Origin of the sequence: Zobellia laminariae (genome assembly GCF_030553095.1) — a bacterium.
Lineage (GTDB): Bacteria > Bacteroidota > Bacteroidia > Flavobacteriales > Flavobacteriaceae > Zobellia > Zobellia laminariae.
Map to the genome: position 1 here is coordinate 4,626,360 of NZ_CP130738.1, position 17,287 is coordinate 4,643,646.

Genomic DNA, 17,287 nt, shown 5'->3' on the forward strand with positions numbered 1-17,287 from the left:
GACCAAATTAATAATACTATGTTTTAATGAACTCTTTATAATGAATCTAAAGGGCTTTCAATATTGGCCATACTTCTTGGGGTTACTTTAGTATACACCTGTGTAGTTTTTATAGAACTATGACCTAAAAGTTCCTGTATAAAACGCATATCCGTTCCAGATTCTAATAAATGGGTTGCATAACTATGGCGTAAACCATGAACCCCAATATTCTTATTTATCCTTGCCTTCTTCATAGCATTCTTAAAAACTTTCTGTACACTACCCTTGGCATATTGACCACCGTACTGCCCTTCTAATAAGTACTCTTTTGGTCTGTACTCCTTATAATAAGTTCTTAATTTTGGCAATAGACTTACCGGTAATGGCACTGTCCTATCTTTCTTACCCTTGGCTCCTTTTATAAGGACTACCATTCTACTACTATCTATATGATTTAGCTTAATGGCCACCACTTCGGACACCCTTAGGCCCATACCATAACAAAGTTGCAAAGCAATAAGGTGTTTAAGATTGTTTACTTGTGCCAACAAGCGGGCCACTTCTTTTTTACTCAGCATTTTGGGTAAAATGGCTGGCTTTTTAGGTCTGGGTATATCAAAAAACATTTGCTCTCTGTGCAATACTTTTTCGTAATAAAATTTGATTGCATTTATTTTTCCGTTGAGTTTTCGCTCCCTCATTTTATCTTCATAAACACAGTAAAGAAAATAGTCTTTTAACCTTTTTACATTTAAATCTGCAACCGGATAATTCTTTAATAGGATAAGTAAATGGACGAATTCTGCAACATAGATACGTATGGTGTTCTGACTATATGCCTTTAATCTTAGTTGATCATAAAACCTAATGAGTTCGGGCTTGTTCTTTGGAGCAATCTGCGACAAATATTTAGTTAAGAAAGAAACTTCTTTTATACACAGGGCTTTTCTTACTGCGGGAAGGTCTGGTAAATACCATGCTCCTTTTGTTCTACTCCATTTAGCGGATGGAAACCTCGTACGCAATTCGCTTACCAAAATTTGTTTAAATGGAAAGACTACTAAAATTACATTTTTAGTATTATGAGTCGTAAATTCAAAATTATATTTAGAAATGTCCATTCCGCATTTTGTATATCAATTCTACGAAAGATAATAAATGATATACAAAATACCTACTCTATTAATCTTCCCCCATCCCTTTATCTATAATTGTTTCCGATATTTTTGTTTCTTTTTGTACCTTGAGGATCAATTACACATATATATGTGTTGAGGGAAATGAACTAAAGGCCGTGTTACTCCGCTGCAAAAAAACACGTACTGCATGAACAGCTGTTTTTTCACGACTCCCGTAACACTCATTTCCCTCAACGGTCCGGGCATGCCGCGACTTTAATTAAGGCCATCTTGCTTTTGCCGACTTTACTGCTTACTTTAGATAACTACACACAACTGGGCATATATTCCAGAAGTCGCAGCAATCTTCCACTCGGGAGGCTGCGCCTACCGGAAGATATACCCGGACCGTTGTACATAATTATAAAAAACAATGAATTACCTATCAATATTCATTTTGACATTAATAAGTTTATCCTGTAAAAGTGAAAATAAAAATGATGAATTAAACTCTAGTCCGAAGTCGGAATTACAATTAAAAACTATGACTAAAACAGCTCCAAGTGAAAAATTAACAACGCTTGTATTCAAAGGGTTAGACCACGGTGTTGCGTCAATTGAAGATGGAAACGGACCGCTAATTCCATTTGTAATGATAAAGACAGGTGAACAAATGAATATGAGCAGATTTATGGAGGAAACGCTAGAGGAGGGTTTAGCACAAGCAAAAAAATACATTGTAGAATTAGATGAAAAACCAGAACTCGCAATTATTGTGTATGATGGACTAATCACCGAAAATGGAAAAAAACATGACGCAATTCTTGTAAACGGTTATGAAAAAAATGATTCAAAAGGTTACTGCTTTGCGCAAAAATATAAGCCAAAAAAAATGCTTTCCCCATTTAAAGAAATTGGAAATACTGTTATTGTAAACCAATTTGAAAGTATCCTAGAAAAATAACTATGTACAACACAACCTATAAACAATACGGGCTTCGGGCTTAAACGAAAGGTTTGTGTATTTTTATAAAGTCCGCAAAATCTTTGGGATTTTGCTTTGGACAGAAAAAATAAATCAAAACAAAAAGATTTTGCTATGTGCTTGGCGGAAAGCAAACGCTAGTTTGCTCCCGTACTGTTCATAGCTCAACCGTTGTGTGTAATTTCTACAGAACCAAACCTTAAATGAAAAAAGAAGCACTAGTAATCGGAATCAATAAATATGAAAATCTCGATTTACTAGATAAATGCGAGAATGATGCCGAAGATGTTTCTGAATTTCTAAAAAAGTGCGATTTCAATACTGAAATATTACTTAATCCAAGTCAAAAAGAAATCATTAAATCTTTAGCTGTTTACAAGAAAAAGATTTCAAAAGACACCATATCAATTATATATTTTTCTGGTCATGGACTTCAAGTTGAAGGAGACAATTTCATTGTGCCCTCGGATGCAAATATTTCAATAACAGAAGAAATTCCATATTCCTGTATCAACGCTTCTGATTTATTATTGAACATAGATATTCAATCTAAAATTATGCATTTAATTATTTTAGATGCTTGTAGAAATAACCCTTTTAAATCAGGAATAAAAGGAGTTTCAGGCGGTCTAGCTAGAATGGTTGCTCCAATGGGAACATTAATAGCGTTTGCAACTAGTCCAAATATGACATCAATTGAAAGACAGAATGACAGAAACGGAATATATACAAAACACCTTTTAAGTAATTTAAAGACACCGAACATACCTATAGAAAGAGTTTTCAAAAACACAAGAACAAAAGTTTTACAAGATACAAATGGAAGACAAGTTCCTTGGGAGGAATCTTCTTTGCACGGAGATGATTTTTATTTTGTAAAAGAAGCTACTGCGCTTATAATGTACTTGAAAAAGGAATTGATTTTTGCATTTAATGAACTTACTGAAAACCCTATCGATTTCAGCATTATTATTGGAGACCATGTGAAAACAGAAAAAATTCCATTTTCAGAAGCAACACTACTTTTTAAAAAACAATTTGAAGAACATAAAAACACCATTCATCCTAGAGATGCTTTTATGATACTATTCAATCTGCAAAAAATTATACATTCTGCATATAAATTTAGTATGATTAGTAAAACAATAGATTTTAGAGAATTAGATAGACAAGTTGTAAATCAGTCACCTAATTTAACAAGAGATGAAGTGAGTGAATTTCAAAAAATATTAATGGCAATGGAACATTACTCATCAATATTTGCTCACAACGATAAGTTTGGAGAGTTCAAATCAATACAAAGAGATATAAATAATCATATTTGGATTGGATTTAAACTTGATGGCGAAATTTTAAAAAAGCAAAATTTAATAATGGAAGACCTTGATTATGTAAATCAAAATATTGATTCCCTTAACGAAATAATTGAATCGGAATTATTGATTGGTATAATGAATGAATTTTTCGAAAAATAAAACTACACACAACACAACCTATAAACAATACGGGCTTCGGGCTTAATCGAAAGGTTTATGTATTTTTATGAAGTCCGCAAAATCTTTGGGATTTTGCTTTTTAGCGGGACAAAGAAAAAAACAAAACAAAAAGATTTCGCTAAGTGCGTGGCGGAAAGCAAACGTTAGTTTGCTCCCGTACTGTTCATAGCTCAACCGTTATCTGCAAGCTCAAAAAAGAAAATGAATGAACATTAAACACTCAGAAATTGAGATAGAAGAGAAAAACCCTTTTGCAAATTGCAAACTGGACAGGGAAAAATATTCTAAAATCTTAACCAATATAATTCAATCATATCCAAATGGATTTGTTCTTGCCTTAAATAATAAATGGGGTGCTGGAAAAACCACTTTTGTCAAAATGTGGGAGCAAGATTTGAAAAATAATGAATATCAAACCTTATACTTTAATGCTTGGGAGAATGATTTCGAAAACAATCCATTAACTGCATTGATGGGAGAGTTAAAATCTCTTACCACCAAAAAGACTGAACCTGAATTCAAAAAAACTTTAAAAAAAGCATCTACACTAACAAAAAATATTGCTCCAATAATTGCAAAAGCTATTGCGGACAGATATATTGACACAGAAGGAATAAAAGACGCTATTGTAGGCGTTACAAAAGGACTTTCAGACGTATTTGAAAATGAAGTAATAGAGTACGCAAAAAAGAAAAAAAGTGTTTCAGATTTTCGTGTGAGCCTATCTGAATTTATAGCAAATACCAGTAAAGGTAAACCTCTAATTTTCATAATTGATGAGTTAGACAGATGTCGTCCCAATTATGCTGTATCCATTCTAGAACAAATAAAACATTTCTTTTCTGTTCCAAACATAGTTTTTGTTTTATCCATCGATAAAGAACAACTTGGAAATGCAGTTAAAGGCGTTTATGGTAGTGCAGATTTAGATGCAGACGAATATTTGAGACGATTTATTGATATAGAATATTCTATTCCAGAACCTGAAGCAGACGTTTTTTACAATTATCTATACGACTATTTTAAATTTGATGATTTCTTTAAGTCCCCTGAAAGACTTCAACTTAGAGAAGTACAGGAAAATAAAACAAACTTTCTAGCAACTTGTAAATTACTTTTTACTAATGCCAAGGTGCCATTAAGACAGCAAGAAAAAATATTTTCACATTCCCGTTTGGCTCTTCGCAGTTTTAATACAAATAGTTACGTTATTCCTCACATATTCATTTTTCTAACCTTTATTAAAATAAGACATAATAATTTCTATGAGAATCTAAAAAGCAAAAATTTGAGCATACAAGAAGTACAAGAAGAATTTTTGTCTATAATTAAAATTAAGATAAATGAAGAAACAGAAAGACAACTAATGTGGCTTGAAATGTTTATAGTAAATGCTTACAATAATTATTATCAAGAAAGGTATCACAGAAAACCATTAATGGAAAAAGATTCAGAAACTGGTAAAAATAAAGCCTTAATTAGTTCCATTGTAAAGAAAGATGCTGAATACGATATTGCTCATATTTTAGAAAATATCAGTTGGAAACAAGGAGCAGGAGATTTAGCCTTGTCTCATTTCACTAATAAAATTGACTTATTAGAAGCTTTGCAAACGTAAAAAGCCAGCAGATAACAAAACCTATAAACAATACGGGCTTAGGTTTTAAACGCCAAGGTTTTCGTGTTTTTATAAGGTCGCGAAATCTTTGGGATTTCGCTTTGATAGAAAGAAAGAAAAAACAAAACAAAAGATTTCGCTATGTGCGTGGCGGAAAGCAAACGCTAGTTTGCTCCCGTACTGTTCATAGCTAAACCGTTGTACTTAATGTTGCAAAAAAATGAACCTATCCAAACATAATACCCATGCTAATACTTGAATTCTTGGAAAAATTGCTTGTTCAATTAAACAATCAACAACTATAACTAAAAAGATATGAAGCGAATTCTAATTATTATACTATTAATATCGAGTGTAACTGTTTTTTCCCAAGAAATAATAATTGAAGATATAGAAGCAGAAACAGTTAAAACAGAAAAATACGGTTCTAAAAATTCGAATTCTGATTCAATCTTACCAAAATTAGAAGATAATGATGTGGACTGGGAAAATCTAGAACCTTGGGAGAATGTTGAAAAATACGCAGCCTCTTATCATTCATATCGTTGCCAAGTTCCAGAAAAAGGAAATATTAATAGAAGTTTATTAGATAAACTGGAATGCCCACACTTTACGATAAGTGGAGATGGAACGTCAATCTATTATCAGTACTATGGACTTTTGGAGAAATATGAGCTTGCCTATTATTATTATCCAGTAATAAAAGACGACAAGATTATATTGCGTGGACGGACAAAGGACAATACCAAATGGAACAAAAAAAATAAGTACATAAATATAAAAACTGGCAAACACTATTTTAAGTCTAGGGAGGTCCATGATTTAATTGAGATAGACAAAGATGGTAATGTTACGCCTATCTATGAGGAATGGACTGGATCATTTTTTGAAGGAAATCTTCCCACCCCATGGCTTTTGGTAAAACCATTCTTTCGTGAACATATAAAGTTTAAAGACTGATGACTGCAAAATCTTTATTTATTTAATTGAATTTAAAGTATTAGCTAGAATTAAGACCTAGCAAAGGGTGGAAACTGGGTACTTATGGTGGAAAAACACTAAGTACAACAACACCTATAAACAATACGGGCTTCGGGCTTAATCGAAAGGTTTGTGTATTTTTATAAAGTTCGCAAAATCTTTGGGATTTTGCTTTGTCGAGAGAAAAAAGAAAAAACAAAACCAAAAGATTTCGCTATGTGCGTGGCGGAAAGTAAACGCTAGTTTGCTCCCGTACTGTTCATAGCCACACCGTTAGCCACCATTATAAAAAACCAATAGAACTGAATGAATCTATTCAAAAAAATATTCGGAAATAAACCAGAACCTGAAAACGGAACAGATGTTCCAGAGAATGAACAGTTAGAAAATCCTAGTGAACTATTAATGGTTAAACTTTTCTTTGAAGATGAACCTATCCTTAACGATAAGCTTATTGAAAAAGAGCTGAAAAACAGGTTTGAAATAATAGAATTTCCAGAGACCTCGGATAAAACTGAAAATTCACGTCATTATTTTTTCAAAGATTACGAAGTCAAATTTGCTGAGGGAAATATTCCTGCTCAGGCAACTATATTCATACCTAACGAAAATAAAATTGAATATTCTGAACTGAACAATTCTTTCGGTCAATCTTGGAATTGGCCACTTGCGGAAGAGACGGTTAAGAAATGTTCTTACGAAATCCTATTGACCGACTTAATGTCAAGGAATTTAGATTATAAAGAGCGAGTCGAATATTTTCAAAAATTTGTAGCAAGTATAGTTTCTGCAATGAAACCAAATGCTGTATGGATTCGAAATAGTGAAGTTATTTTTGAGCCAAACGATTTTATAGAAAAAAGTGGTCAGAATAACTATCAAAATGTAAATGCTTTTATGAATGTTCGCTTATTCAATATTCAAGAAGCGAAGAACGAAATGATTATGGATACTCTAGGTTTAAATTCACTTGGACTTCCAGATTTTGAGTTTCGATTTACAGGTTATGATCCTCAACAAATAGCTGGACTTTTATTCAATTATGGTAATTATATCTTTGAGAAGGGAGTTGTAATTGAGCACGGCAATACGATTGAGGGAGTGGAAGAAAATGAAAAATTGAAGTGCTATTTTAATGATTCTCAACTCGAACCGAAAAGAATCGTAATTGAAATAAATAACGGTGGCTAACACAACCTATAAACAATACGAGCTTTGGGCTTAATCGCTGGGTTTGCGTATTTTTATGAAGTCCGCAAAATCTTTTGGATTTTGCTCTGAACAGGAAAAAATAAATCAAAACAAAAAGATTTCGCTATGTGCATGGCGGAAAGCAAACGCTAGTTTGCTCCCGTACTGTTCATAGCTAAAACGTTACCCAACATTTTGAACAAAAAAACAACCAATGAAAATAATCTTACTTAAAATCCTATTTGGTGTACTTGCTTTCATAATCGCCACTATATTTTCAGCTATGATTATTACGTTTCTTTTGAGTAAAATAACTCCGAATGAAATCATCTTAAACGTGGTACAATTATTTTTAGCAATAATAATTACCATTGTAATTTATAGGTATATGTTAAAGTATTTATTGAAAGTAAATAAATGAAATATTACTAATGTTATTAACAATAGAAGGACCTGAATTCTCAATAGTATAAAATCGAAATTGAACAGGGATAAAGAAGTTTATGCAAATGGACTTCATTGAAACGGAACTGTTTTGTTGATGGACTTTTAGCAAGTTTGCACAAATGGTCTTTTTATATTGTTTGCGCAAATGGACACCACTCAAACGCAACTGTTGTGTTGATGGACTTATCACTCTAACGGATTAACTCGGACGGAAAAAACGTTGGGTAACAAGACCTAAACGTAATGCGGACTTTAGGCTAAAACCGAAAGGTCTGTGTATATTTATAATGTCGCTAAATCTTATGGATTTAGCTTTGGAAAAAAAATAAAACTAAACAATAAGCTTTAGCTTCGTGTATAGACGGAAACAAATAGTTTCCTTGCTACCGCACTACGCTTAGCCTGAACGTTAGCAAACATAAAAAAACGCAATTGAAACACTTAAAAGCATTTTGTTACAACGGAAAAGAATATGAACCTTCCGATATAAAAAGTCGAAATAAACTTGTCGAAATGCGATATCACGGATTAACAGATTTAAATCGTGAAAATATTTTAATAGCTGTAAATAGTGAAAACCCATACTTCAGATATAAAAACTCTCCAGGTAAATGTTTAACAAGAAATGAACAAAATCCAAATCACGAAATTGTGAAAAATAAAATCATTGAGATTCTAGAGAATTCAGATTCTTTAAGTGTCTTTACAAATGAATTTAAAAAAGTAAAACAAACAGACGGGAAATCAAAAACAGAAATTTACAGAAATTCAATATTACACTTAGATACAGAGATTTATAGTACTTATCAATGGCGGACTGAATCGTTTAAGAAAATAAACTCGAAAGAATATACAAATTTTGACATTTGTGGTTACTCTACGTCTACTCCATTTTCAACTTCAGTAAAACCTAAAATATTTATAGAAGTTGTCTTAAGTTCATTTTTAAAAAGTAAAGTATTTAAGTTTCATTGCAAAACATCACAAGTTGACAATTCAATTACTTTATTCTTCTATATTCCCGAAAATTTAAATAAAAATGAGCTAAGTTCATATTGGAACAGTATGCTGTTAGAAAATGGCAACCTAAATGTAAGAATTACTCAATATATAGATAATGGATATTTCTATGATGGTGTTAATCAAATTGCTTATTTATACAAAGATTTAGAAATAGAAAATGGATTTGAGAGACCTGACTTTACAGATTATGATATAGAAAACGAATACTGGGAAAAGCATTTCTTATACGTGAGAGATAATTACTTTAAAAAAGCACGAAAGAAATTAAATAAATAAAACGTTTGCTAACACGGTCTATAAAACATAGCTAATAAAGGCTAAACCGAAAGGTTTGTGTATATTTAGAAAGTCCGCCAAATTTTTAATTTGGCTTTTAAAAAGAGAAAAATTAAAAACAAAATATAAAAATTTGGCTCTGTGTTAACCCGAAAAGTTAGTGTCTTTTTGCACGCTACGTTCCATACACAAGTCCGTTGGCACAAATGTTAAGCAAGTATATCTAAAATTAAAACTGCTGCATGAAATACTCTTAAAATCAAAGCGCGGACGGATTTTCAACAACTTGACGGATTACTTACTCTGCTGCAATCGTTGCGCAAAAAAGCTTTCCGGTCTGTACGCAATAGTTACGCAACCAGTACGCTAGCTTCCCCCTACCGGGGTGGCAATTCGCAAGCAACACTTTAGATACGCAAGTAGAACGCAAGCAACGCCGTAGAAAAAAACACTTGTGCCAACAGAACCTAAAAGTAATGCGGGCAAAGGCGATTAATTCAAAGGTTTGCGTATTTTTATGAAGTCGCAAAATCTTTAGGATTTTGCTTTGGACAAGAAAAAGTAAAACAAAAAGCTTTTGCTAAGCGCTATGGCGCAATGGGAATCGTTTCTCTAAAACCGCACTACTCTTAGCTCAGGCGTTAGCCACCATTATGAAAAAAATCCTGCTACCATTATTAATCATCGGATTTATTGTTGTTTCGTGCAAGAAAAATAATCTGTCCGACACATATTGGTTAGCAGTAAAATCATATCCAATTCCACCCGAAACAGGAAATAGTATTTACGACGGAATGACATTACATTTCGCAGATGACAAATTAATTTATGGAAATGTATTTGATCAAAGAAATGGAGAAACTGAATTACGGATTTCAGGAAATAATTTTTTTGTTAATGACACACTTTGGGCAGTTTCTGTTGCTCAATATCAAGATAGTTTAGTTTTAGATGTTAATGAAAACGCAAGAGTAAAATTCGTCAAATTGGGAAAAGAAAACTCACTACCTGAAAAAAAGCAAATTTGGAAACATAAAAATTGGGTTTTGACTTATAATGATTATCAACGAGAACTTTTTTTAACGGATTCATTATTTTTTGATGAGCCAGATTCCAAACTGTGTATTCAAAAAGACCTTCAAGATAATCAATTTATAAGCACAATAGATAAGTGGAAAGCCATTGGAATTAATGGAAATCAATTATTCGTTAAGACTTTCCATCAAATGGACGAGGAATTTTATAGAATAAAGAGTTATGTTAATGATTCCGTAATTGAATTAGAATCACTTGAGTTTCCAAGCGTCAAAACTGATATAAGGAAAAAGCAATATATATCTACAGAGCAAAAAGATAAAATTTACGAACAAATCCAAAATTACGTTTGGAAAACTGATAAAATTATTGATTTAGATACAATTTCAGAAGGTTCTCGAAATTGGGATTCTACTTATGTGAAAATGAAGTCTCTTAAAAACAAAAGGTTGTCATTCAAATTTTCTGACGATTTAACTTATAATATTTATGAATTAGAAAATTCAGTTGCAAACGGTAATTGGAAAGTTTCAGAAACTGGAAACGAAATTATTTTAAATTCTGGAATTTATCCTTCAGATTATATAGATTTGATAAATGTAGATAAGGACAGTTTGGTCATTGGAAACTTACATAAGTTTGAGCCAACTAATGACAATTATGGTTTGATTGTGGAATTATATTATAAACTCGTACTGAAAAAATAACGGTGGCTAACACCGTGTATAATTAATGGCTAGTTCTCGCCTACTTACGAAAATCCTCGCGGATTTTCTATTTGGTTTGTATTTGCTAAATTAGGTGCTTAAAAACGCCACTAATCATACACAAAACCGTTGAGGGAAATGACCTAAAGGCCGTGTTACTCCGCTGCAAAAAAACACGTACTGCATGAATAGCTGTTTTTTCACGACTCCCGTAACACTCATTTCCCTCAACGGTCCGGGCACTCCGCGACTTTTATAAAGGCTCTATTGCTTTTGCCAACTTTACTACTTACTTTAGATAACTACACACAACTGGGCATATATTCCAGAAGTCGCAGCAATCTTCCACTCGGTAGGCTGCGCCTTCCGGAAGATATACCCGGACCGTTGTAGGTAATTAAAAAACGACATTAATTGAATATCAGAAAAGCAACAGAAACTGACTATAATAAAGTTTGGGAAATATTCTCAAAAGTGATTGAAACAGGAGACACTTATGTGTTTAATCCGAATACACCAAAATCGGATTTGAAAAAACATTGGTTTGCAGATTATATGAAAACTTATGTGATTGAAGAAAATGGAGAAATACTCGGAACGTATATCATTAAACCGAATCAAATTGATTTAGGAAGTCACATTGCGAATTGCAGTTATATGGTAAACCCAAATTCACAAGGAAAGGGAATTGGGAAAAAACTTTGTGAGCATTCTCTCAAAATAGCGAGAGAAAATAAATTTGAGGGAATTCAATTCAATATTGTGGTTAGTACGAATAAAGGAGCAGTTGAATTATGGAGAAAATACGGATTTGAAATAATTGGAACTACACCGAAAGGATTTAAACACTCTGAATTAGGTTTAGTTGACACGTATATAATGTATAAAGATTTGAATAAATAAAAACTACCTACAACAATGGCTATAATTAATTGCTTGTCCTCGCCTACTATGGAAATTCCTGCGGAATTTCCAACTTGGTGTGTACTTGCAAAGTTAAATGCTAACACACGCAACTACTCATAGCCGAGACCGTTGTAGGTAATTAAAAAACGACATTAATTGAATATTAGAAAGGCAACAGAAACTGACTATAATAAAGTTTGGGAAATATTCTCAAAAGTGATTGAAACAGGAGAAACTTATGTATTTAATCCAAATACACCAAAATCGGACTTAAAAAAACATTGGTTTGCAGATTATATGAAAACTTATGTGATTGAAGAAAATGGAGAAATACTCGGAACGTATATCATTAAACCGAATCAAATTGATTTAGGAAGTCACATTGCGAATTGCAGTTATATGGTAAACCCAAATTCACAAGAAAAGGGAATTGGAAAAAAACTTTGTGAGCATTCTCTCAAAATAGCGAGAGAAAATAAATTTGAGGGAATTCAATTCAATATTGTGGTTAGTACGAATAAAGGAGCAGTTGAATTATGGAGAAAATACGGATTTGAAATAATCGGAACTACACCTAAAGGATTTAAACATTCTGAATTAGGTTTAGTTGACACGTATATAATGTATAAAGATTTGAATAAATAAAAACTACCTACAACAATGGCTATAAGTAATTGCTCGTTCTCGCCAACTTTAGAAATTTCTGCGAAATTTCCAACTTGGTGTGTACTTGTAGAATTAAGTGCTAAGCCACGCAACTACTCATAGCCTAGACCGTTGGCACCAATTTAAAAATGAAAAGAAATCAGAAAAACATTCTCATTGCAATTGGAATTCCGACACTATATGCAATAATTTTAAGACTAGCTTTCGGAGTAAAAGATTGGAATGAATTATTCTCTGTAATGTCCGTTACATTTCTTTTTCTTCTTCCCACAATAGTTGGAGCATTAACAATTTACCTTTCCGACAAAAGCAAAGTAGAAAACCTATATTATCGAATTTTAATGCCTTGGGTTCCGATAATCTTATTCCTACTAATCACTCTTGCTTTTGCAATAGAAGGTTGGGCTTGCTGGTTAATGATTTTACCAATATTCCTGATTGCGGCTTCAATTGGAGGTATAATAGGTGGCTATTTGAAGCTCAAAAAAAGAAATGATAAATTAAACATTTCGTTTCTTTTACTACTCCCATTTTTAATCTCTCCTGTTGAGCAATTAATAGAAAAAATCCCAGGAACATATAAAGCATATACTTTTATAGATATAAATTCAAGTGCGGAAAAAATTTGGAACAACGTAACAAGGGTTAAAACAATTGAAAAAACTGAAGACACAGGATACTTAACCGAATTTCTAGGCTTTCCTAGACCTCTAAAAGCAGAGTTAAATTACAAAGGAGTTGGTGCTTATAGAGAAGCAATATTTACGAACGGACTAATATTCCGAGAAACCGTAACAGAATATACGGAAAATAAAAAAATGGTTTTTTCAATTAAAGCTAACACCTATGAAATTCCATCGACCACACTTGACGAACATATTCTGATAGGAGGAGAATATTTTGATGTTCTAGATGGTACCTATGAGCTTGAAAAAATTGAAGAAGGTAAATATCGTTTACATCTATACAGTAAGTTCAAAATGAATACGACTTTTAATTTTTACGCAGGTTGGTGGGGAAAAATTATAATGAAAGATATTCAAAATAACATACTGAAAGTAGAAAAGAAGCGCGCTGAAAAATAAAAAACTGGTGCCAACAAAACCTAAACGTAATGCGGAGTTTAGGGCTTAACCAAAAGGTCTGTGTATATTTATAATGTCGCTAAATCTTATGGATTTAGCTTTGGACAAGAAAAAATAAACTAAACAATAAGTTTTAGCTTCGTGCTCAGATAGAAACGAAAAGTTCCCTTGCCTCCGCACTACGCTTAGCCTAGACGTTAGCTGTCATTTAAAACAAACCAAATGAAAATAAATAAAATTACAGTAAATAAACTATTTGGTGTTTTCGAACATTCAATCGTTATTAATAATGACATAGGAATTACAATAATCATTGGAGAAAATGGATTAGGAAAAACCGTTATGTTAGAAATGATAGAAGCCTTTTTTAAAGGACACTATTTATATTTTACAAATGTTGCATTTGACGAAATGATTTTCGAATTTGAAGATAGCACAAAATGGATTCTTACCAGAGAATTAAAAGAAGAAGAATTACCATCATTAAGTCTAAAACAAGTAAATAAAAGTGGTAAGTCATTTAAGTCTATTCGATTATTTCAATATGATAGAGAACAAATAGAAATAATTGCAAGGAGAATTGCTAGAAGTTCGAATTATTTAAGAAAAGTTCATCCTAAATACTGGGAAGATAGAAGAACTGGAGAAAATTTTAGTTCAGAAGAATTAGTATACAATTATAATAGCAATGTAGGCTTCCCTAAAAATGTAGGCTTCCCTAAAAATGTAGACTTCCCCTTATTAGGACACCTCTAAATTCGATAAATAATTATTATTTAGGTCAGGTTTGATGAAGAATTTAAATTCTTCATCAAACCTGGGCATGTATTCTTTAGGTGATTTGTTGCCCAGGATTTATGTGGATGATTAAAATTATAGTCCTCTCTCCAGTTGTCGCTTATCCTTTGAAGTTGATGGATATCATTAAAATAATAGGCATCCAGTATGTCTTCCCTGAAGAAGCGATTGAAACGTTCTATGTAACCATTCTGCATTGGTTTTCCGGGTTGTGTATATTTAATTTCTATATGGTTTTTCGTGCACCAGTTCATGAAGGTCCTAGATATGAATTCAGGTCCGTTATCGCACCGAACATATTGAGGTGTCCCTATTTCTTCTTTGAGGTTTTCCAATGTTTCCACCACCGCTCTAGCTGGGTATGAGAGTCCTGCATCGATCGCTATAGCTTCACGGTTGCAATCATCTATGACGTTGAGCACACGCAGTTTTCTTCCATCTATAAGGGCATCGCTCATAAAATCCATACTCCAACATTCATTAAGGGTCGACGGAGTTTCCAAAGGTTGCTTTATGCGTTTTATCAAACGCTTCTTATGTTTACGCCTAAGGCTGAGCTTCATATCACGATATACTCGCAATACACGCTTTCTGTTCCATTTTAGACCTTCACGACGGATCTTGTAGTAATACTCGTCAAAACCTCTGGTAGGATAGGCTTCTGCCAGCTCGGTCAGTTTATCGATAACCTCGCTATCGTCTCTTTTACTCTGGTAATACCACATTGACCTGCTTAAGCCTACCACACTACAGGCACGCACGATGGGAATTACATATTGTTCGATGAGATACTTTGCACGAACTCTCTTGTCGGAAGGCCTTAGAACTTTTTTGATAGTACGTCCTTCAGCATCTTATTATCCAAACTAACATCAGCGTACATCTGTTTTAACTTGTTGTTCTCATCTTCCAGTTCCTTAAGCCGTTTAAGTTGCTGTTGCTCCATACCACCGTACTTCTTGCGCCAGTAGTAAAATGTGCTTTTATCTATTCCCAGTTCTCTTGAAACATCGCCAACGGATCTTCCTTGTTGATTCTCCTTTAGAGCCTTGATAATCTGACTCTCGCTAAACTTGCTGTTTTTCATCGTGACAGTTTGAATTTAAAGTTAGTAAATTCGAATTATGAACTGTCCTATTTTTAGGGAAGCCTACAATAAGGGGAAGTCTACACTACCTACTTTAGATAACTACACACAACTGGGCATATATTCCAGAAGTCACAGCAATCTTCCACTCGGTAGGCTGCGCCTTCCGGAAGATATACCCGGACCGTTGTACACAAGCTGAAAAAAGTAGCGAATGGAAACAAATTCAATCGAACAGTTGGAAAATAATATTTGGAAAGAGCTTTCCGAATATCCGACGGAATTGGTTGAAAAGTGTCATCAATATCGAAAAGTCAGTATCTCGAAATTGAGTGTTGAACAGATTCGATTATTAGTTTCCAACAAATCGGACTTGAGCATATCATTGGAGTTGCACTTAATAAACTGAAACAAAACGTTATAGCCGAAGGAGATTTTTATGCCGGCGATTTATTAATTGCTGTTTCAAAAATCCCAACGAACTTTTGGAACGAAAAAAAGACCGAATATTTGAGTTTAAGGCAAATTGTGAATTTGAACTCTGACTTGATTAAAACTGAACTTGGAGAAAAGGATTTCAACAAACTAATAAACCGACCAGAAAATGGGTTATAAAAACGTTTGTTTTGATTGTAAGAAAGCGTTCAATCAAGGAACGGACTTAAATAATATTCGAGAATCAAAATGTCCAGATTGCGGAAAATTAATGAAACAAGTAACTCATAGATTCAGACCACCAAAACAAAAGGATACGAAGAAATGGGAAGTTGCTAAATTTTTGATGGAAAGGGGCTTTCTCTATGAACACGTTTACAAACGGATTTATGAAGTTAGAGGAGTTACGGTTCTAGCCAATTATGCGACATATCCCGAAAATATGAGAGACGCAAAAGAGTTTGTGGAAAAATATAAAGCCCAAGCAGAAACGTAAAAAAAGCCTGTGTACAACAATGCCTAAACGTAATGCGGACTTTAGGGCAAAATCGAAAGGTCTGTGTATATTTATAAAGTCGCTAAATCTTTGGGATTTAGCTTTAGACAAGAAAAAAATAAATCAAAACCAAAAGCTTTAGCTTCGTGCGCAGACGGAAACGAAAAGTTTCCTTACTACCGCACTACGCTTAGCCGAGACGTTAGCTTTAATACAAAAACAATTCTAAATATTAATGGAAGCAAAAATTGCAGAAATAACATCTGAAGAAACCTTAAACATTCGCCATAAAGTTATGTGGCCTTCTAAATCAATTGATTACGTACGAATATCAAATGACGATAAAGGAAGACACTTTGGTTTATTCATTAATGATAAAATGATTTCTGTGATTTCTTTGTTTATCGTAAATAAAGAAGCTCAGTTTAGAAAATTTGCAACACTAACTGATTATCAGGGAAAAGGTTTTGGCACAGTATTATTAAAAGAGATTATGAATATTGTTAAGCATAATAACCTCAATAAAATATGGTGCAATGCTCGAATTGATAAGTCTAAATATTACACTAAATTCGGAATGGTTTTAACAGGTAATAAATTCATAAAAGGTGGAATTGAATATGTTATAATGGAGAAAATATTAGATTGATTATACACCAATGAATTTCTAATAAATAAAAAACGAAATTGAATAGAAAAAACAAAAATTCATCACTCAAAACCTGACTGAATTTCTGCGTTGAATTTTAATAAAAAAGAATGAATTATAAACGGAAAAAGTACTAAAAGCTAACAATGTATAAAAAACATAGGGCATTTGTGGCTTAACCGAAAGGTCTGTGAATATTTACAAAGTCCGCTAAATATAAAATTTGGCGTTTATAATAGAAAAGATAAAAGCAAAATATTTATATTTAGCTAAGTAATAAACCGAAACGAAAGTGCTTATCACCTG

The 17,287-nt window shown here is 33.0% G+C and carries 17 protein-coding genes; 14 read left to right on the plus strand and 3 right to left on the minus strand.

Annotated elements, in window-relative coordinates; translation table 11 throughout:
• Nucleotides 1-35: 35 nt before the first annotated feature.
• Nucleotides 36-1,103 carry a tyrosine-type recombinase/integrase gene (locus Q5W13_RS22385; protein ID WP_304444585.1) on the minus strand — a complete coding sequence of 356 codons (1,068 nt, stop codon included), beginning with the start codon at nucleotides 1,101-1,103 and terminating at the stop codon, nucleotides 36-38.
• A gap of 430 nt (nucleotides 1,104-1,533) precedes the next feature.
• Between Q5W13_RS22385 and Q5W13_RS22390 the strand changes: the two genes are divergently transcribed.
• From Q5W13_RS22390 to Q5W13_RS22440, 11 genes are all read left to right on the plus strand, one after another.
• Nucleotides 1,534-2,064 carry a hypothetical protein gene (locus Q5W13_RS22390; protein ID WP_304444586.1) on the plus strand — a complete coding sequence of 177 codons (531 nt, stop codon included), beginning with the start codon at nucleotides 1,534-1,536 and terminating at the stop codon, nucleotides 2,062-2,064.
• A 224-nt stretch (nucleotides 2,065-2,288) separates the two neighbouring features.
• Nucleotides 2,289-3,560: a caspase family protein gene (locus tag Q5W13_RS22395; protein WP_304444587.1), complete on the plus strand. Its 1,272-nt coding sequence runs from the start codon at nucleotides 2,289-2,291 to the stop codon at nucleotides 3,558-3,560.
• A 226-nt stretch (nucleotides 3,561-3,786) separates the two neighbouring features.
• The gene (locus tag Q5W13_RS22400) at nucleotides 3,787-5,199 is read left to right on the plus strand and encodes a KAP family P-loop NTPase fold protein (protein ID WP_304444588.1); all 1,413 of its coding nucleotides are present in this window, start codon (nucleotides 3,787-3,789) and stop codon (nucleotides 5,197-5,199) included.
• A gap of 315 nt (nucleotides 5,200-5,514) precedes the next feature.
• Entirely contained in the window at nucleotides 5,515-6,159 is a 645-nt protein-coding gene (locus tag Q5W13_RS22405; RefSeq protein WP_304444589.1) for a hypothetical protein, read from the plus strand.
• Nucleotides 6,160-6,486: 327 nt separating this feature from the next.
• Nucleotides 6,487-7,371 carry a DUF4261 domain-containing protein gene (locus Q5W13_RS22410; protein ID WP_304444590.1) on the plus strand — a complete coding sequence of 295 codons (885 nt, stop codon included), beginning with the start codon at nucleotides 6,487-6,489 and terminating at the stop codon, nucleotides 7,369-7,371.
• Nucleotides 7,372-8,250: 879 nt separating this feature from the next.
• Nucleotides 8,251-9,117, plus strand: coding sequence for a hypothetical protein (locus Q5W13_RS22415; protein ID WP_304444591.1), 867 nt, complete (start codon nucleotides 8,251-8,253; stop codon nucleotides 9,115-9,117).
• Nucleotides 9,118-9,770: 653 nt separating this feature from the next.
• Nucleotides 9,771-10,859, plus strand: a complete 1,089-nt coding sequence (locus Q5W13_RS22420; RefSeq protein WP_304444592.1) for a hypothetical protein — start codon at nucleotides 9,771-9,773, stop codon at nucleotides 10,857-10,859.
• 414 nt (nucleotides 10,860-11,273) lie between these two features.
• Nucleotides 11,274-11,762: a GNAT family N-acetyltransferase gene (locus tag Q5W13_RS22425; RefSeq protein WP_304444593.1), complete on the plus strand. Its 489-nt coding sequence runs from the start codon at nucleotides 11,274-11,276 to the stop codon at nucleotides 11,760-11,762.
• Between the two features lie 159 nt (nucleotides 11,763-11,921).
• Complete coding sequence (locus Q5W13_RS22430) at nucleotides 11,922-12,410, plus strand: GNAT family N-acetyltransferase (protein WP_304444594.1); 489 nt, start codon at nucleotides 11,922-11,924, stop codon at nucleotides 12,408-12,410.
• 149 nt (nucleotides 12,411-12,559) lie between these two features.
• The gene (locus Q5W13_RS22435; protein WP_304444595.1) at nucleotides 12,560-13,516 is read left to right on the plus strand and encodes a hypothetical protein; all 957 of its coding nucleotides are present in this window, start codon (nucleotides 12,560-12,562) and stop codon (nucleotides 13,514-13,516) included.
• 222 nt (nucleotides 13,517-13,738) lie between these two features.
• On the plus strand, nucleotides 13,739-14,272 hold the full coding sequence (locus Q5W13_RS22440; RefSeq protein WP_304444596.1) for an AAA family ATPase: 534 nt from the start codon (nucleotides 13,739-13,741) through the stop codon (nucleotides 14,270-14,272).
• 20 nt (nucleotides 14,273-14,292) lie between these two features.
• Here the strand turns inward: Q5W13_RS22440 and Q5W13_RS22445 are convergent, their stop codons facing one another.
• Both Q5W13_RS22445 and Q5W13_RS22450 read right to left on the minus strand, forming a co-directional pair.
• A complete protein-coding gene (locus Q5W13_RS22445; protein WP_368662584.1) occupies nucleotides 14,293-15,150 on the minus strand; it encodes an IS3 family transposase in 858 nt (285 codons plus the stop codon).
• Nucleotides 15,135-15,401: a transposase gene (locus tag Q5W13_RS22450; RefSeq protein ID WP_304443425.1), complete on the minus strand. Its 267-nt coding sequence runs from the start codon at nucleotides 15,399-15,401 to the stop codon at nucleotides 15,135-15,137. The genes Q5W13_RS22445 and Q5W13_RS22450 overlap by 16 nt, the downstream gene beginning before the upstream one ends.
• 420 nt (nucleotides 15,402-15,821) lie before the next feature.
• Here Q5W13_RS22450 and Q5W13_RS22455 point away from each other — a divergent pair, with 420 nt between their 5' ends.
• The 3 genes from Q5W13_RS22455 (at nucleotide 15,822) to Q5W13_RS22465 (ending at nucleotide 16,981) form a co-directional block, all read left to right on the plus strand.
• A complete protein-coding gene (locus Q5W13_RS22455) occupies nucleotides 15,822-16,016 on the plus strand; it encodes a hypothetical protein (RefSeq protein ID WP_304446563.1) in 195 nt (64 codons plus the stop codon).
• Nucleotides 16,006-16,332 carry a hypothetical protein gene (locus Q5W13_RS22460; protein WP_304444597.1) on the plus strand — a complete coding sequence of 109 codons (327 nt, stop codon included), beginning with the start codon at nucleotides 16,006-16,008 and terminating at the stop codon, nucleotides 16,330-16,332. The genes Q5W13_RS22455 and Q5W13_RS22460 overlap by 11 nt, the downstream gene beginning before the upstream one ends.
• Nucleotides 16,333-16,567: 235 nt before the next feature.
• Nucleotides 16,568-16,981 (plus strand): GNAT family N-acetyltransferase, encoded by a 414-nt coding sequence (locus tag Q5W13_RS22465; protein ID WP_304444598.1) that lies wholly within the window; start codon nucleotides 16,568-16,570, stop codon nucleotides 16,979-16,981.
• Nucleotides 16,982-17,287 lie beyond the last annotated feature (306 nt).

Bases quoted from the DNA above. Each gene is read 5' to 3' on its own strand.
- Q5W13_RS22435 (WP_304444595.1), top strand. From the start codon at position 12,560: ATGAAAAGAAATCAGAAAAACATTCTCATTGCAATTGGAATTCCGACA.
- Q5W13_RS22465 (WP_304444598.1), top strand. From the start codon at position 16,568: ATGGAAGCAAAAATTGCAGAAATAACATCTGAAGAAACCTTAAACATT.
- Q5W13_RS22420 (WP_304444592.1), top strand. From the start codon at position 9,771: ATGAAAAAAATCCTGCTACCATTATTAATCATCGGATTTATTGTTGTT.
- Q5W13_RS22410 (WP_304444590.1), top strand. From the start codon at position 6,487: ATGAATCTATTCAAAAAAATATTCGGAAATAAACCAGAACCTGAAAAC.
- Q5W13_RS22440 (WP_304444596.1), top strand. From the start codon at position 13,739: ATGAAAATAAATAAAATTACAGTAAATAAACTATTTGGTGTTTTCGAA.
- Q5W13_RS22395 (WP_304444587.1), top strand. From the start codon at position 2,289: ATGAAAAAAGAAGCACTAGTAATCGGAATCAATAAATATGAAAATCTC.
- Q5W13_RS22450 (WP_304443425.1), bottom strand. From the start codon at position 15,401: ATGAAAAACAGCAAGTTTAGCGAGAGTCAGATTATCAAGGCTCTAAAG.
- Q5W13_RS22460 (WP_304444597.1), top strand. From the start codon at position 16,006: ATGGGTTATAAAAACGTTTGTTTTGATTGTAAGAAAGCGTTCAATCAA.
- Q5W13_RS22385 (WP_304444585.1), bottom strand. From the start codon at position 1,103: ATGGACATTTCTAAATATAATTTTGAATTTACGACTCATAATACTAAA.
- Q5W13_RS22390 (WP_304444586.1), top strand. From the start codon at position 1,534: ATGAATTACCTATCAATATTCATTTTGACATTAATAAGTTTATCCTGT.
- Q5W13_RS22405 (WP_304444589.1), top strand. From the start codon at position 5,515: ATGAAGCGAATTCTAATTATTATACTATTAATATCGAGTGTAACTGTT.
- Q5W13_RS22400 (WP_304444588.1), top strand. From the start codon at position 3,787: ATGAACATTAAACACTCAGAAATTGAGATAGAAGAGAAAAACCCTTTT.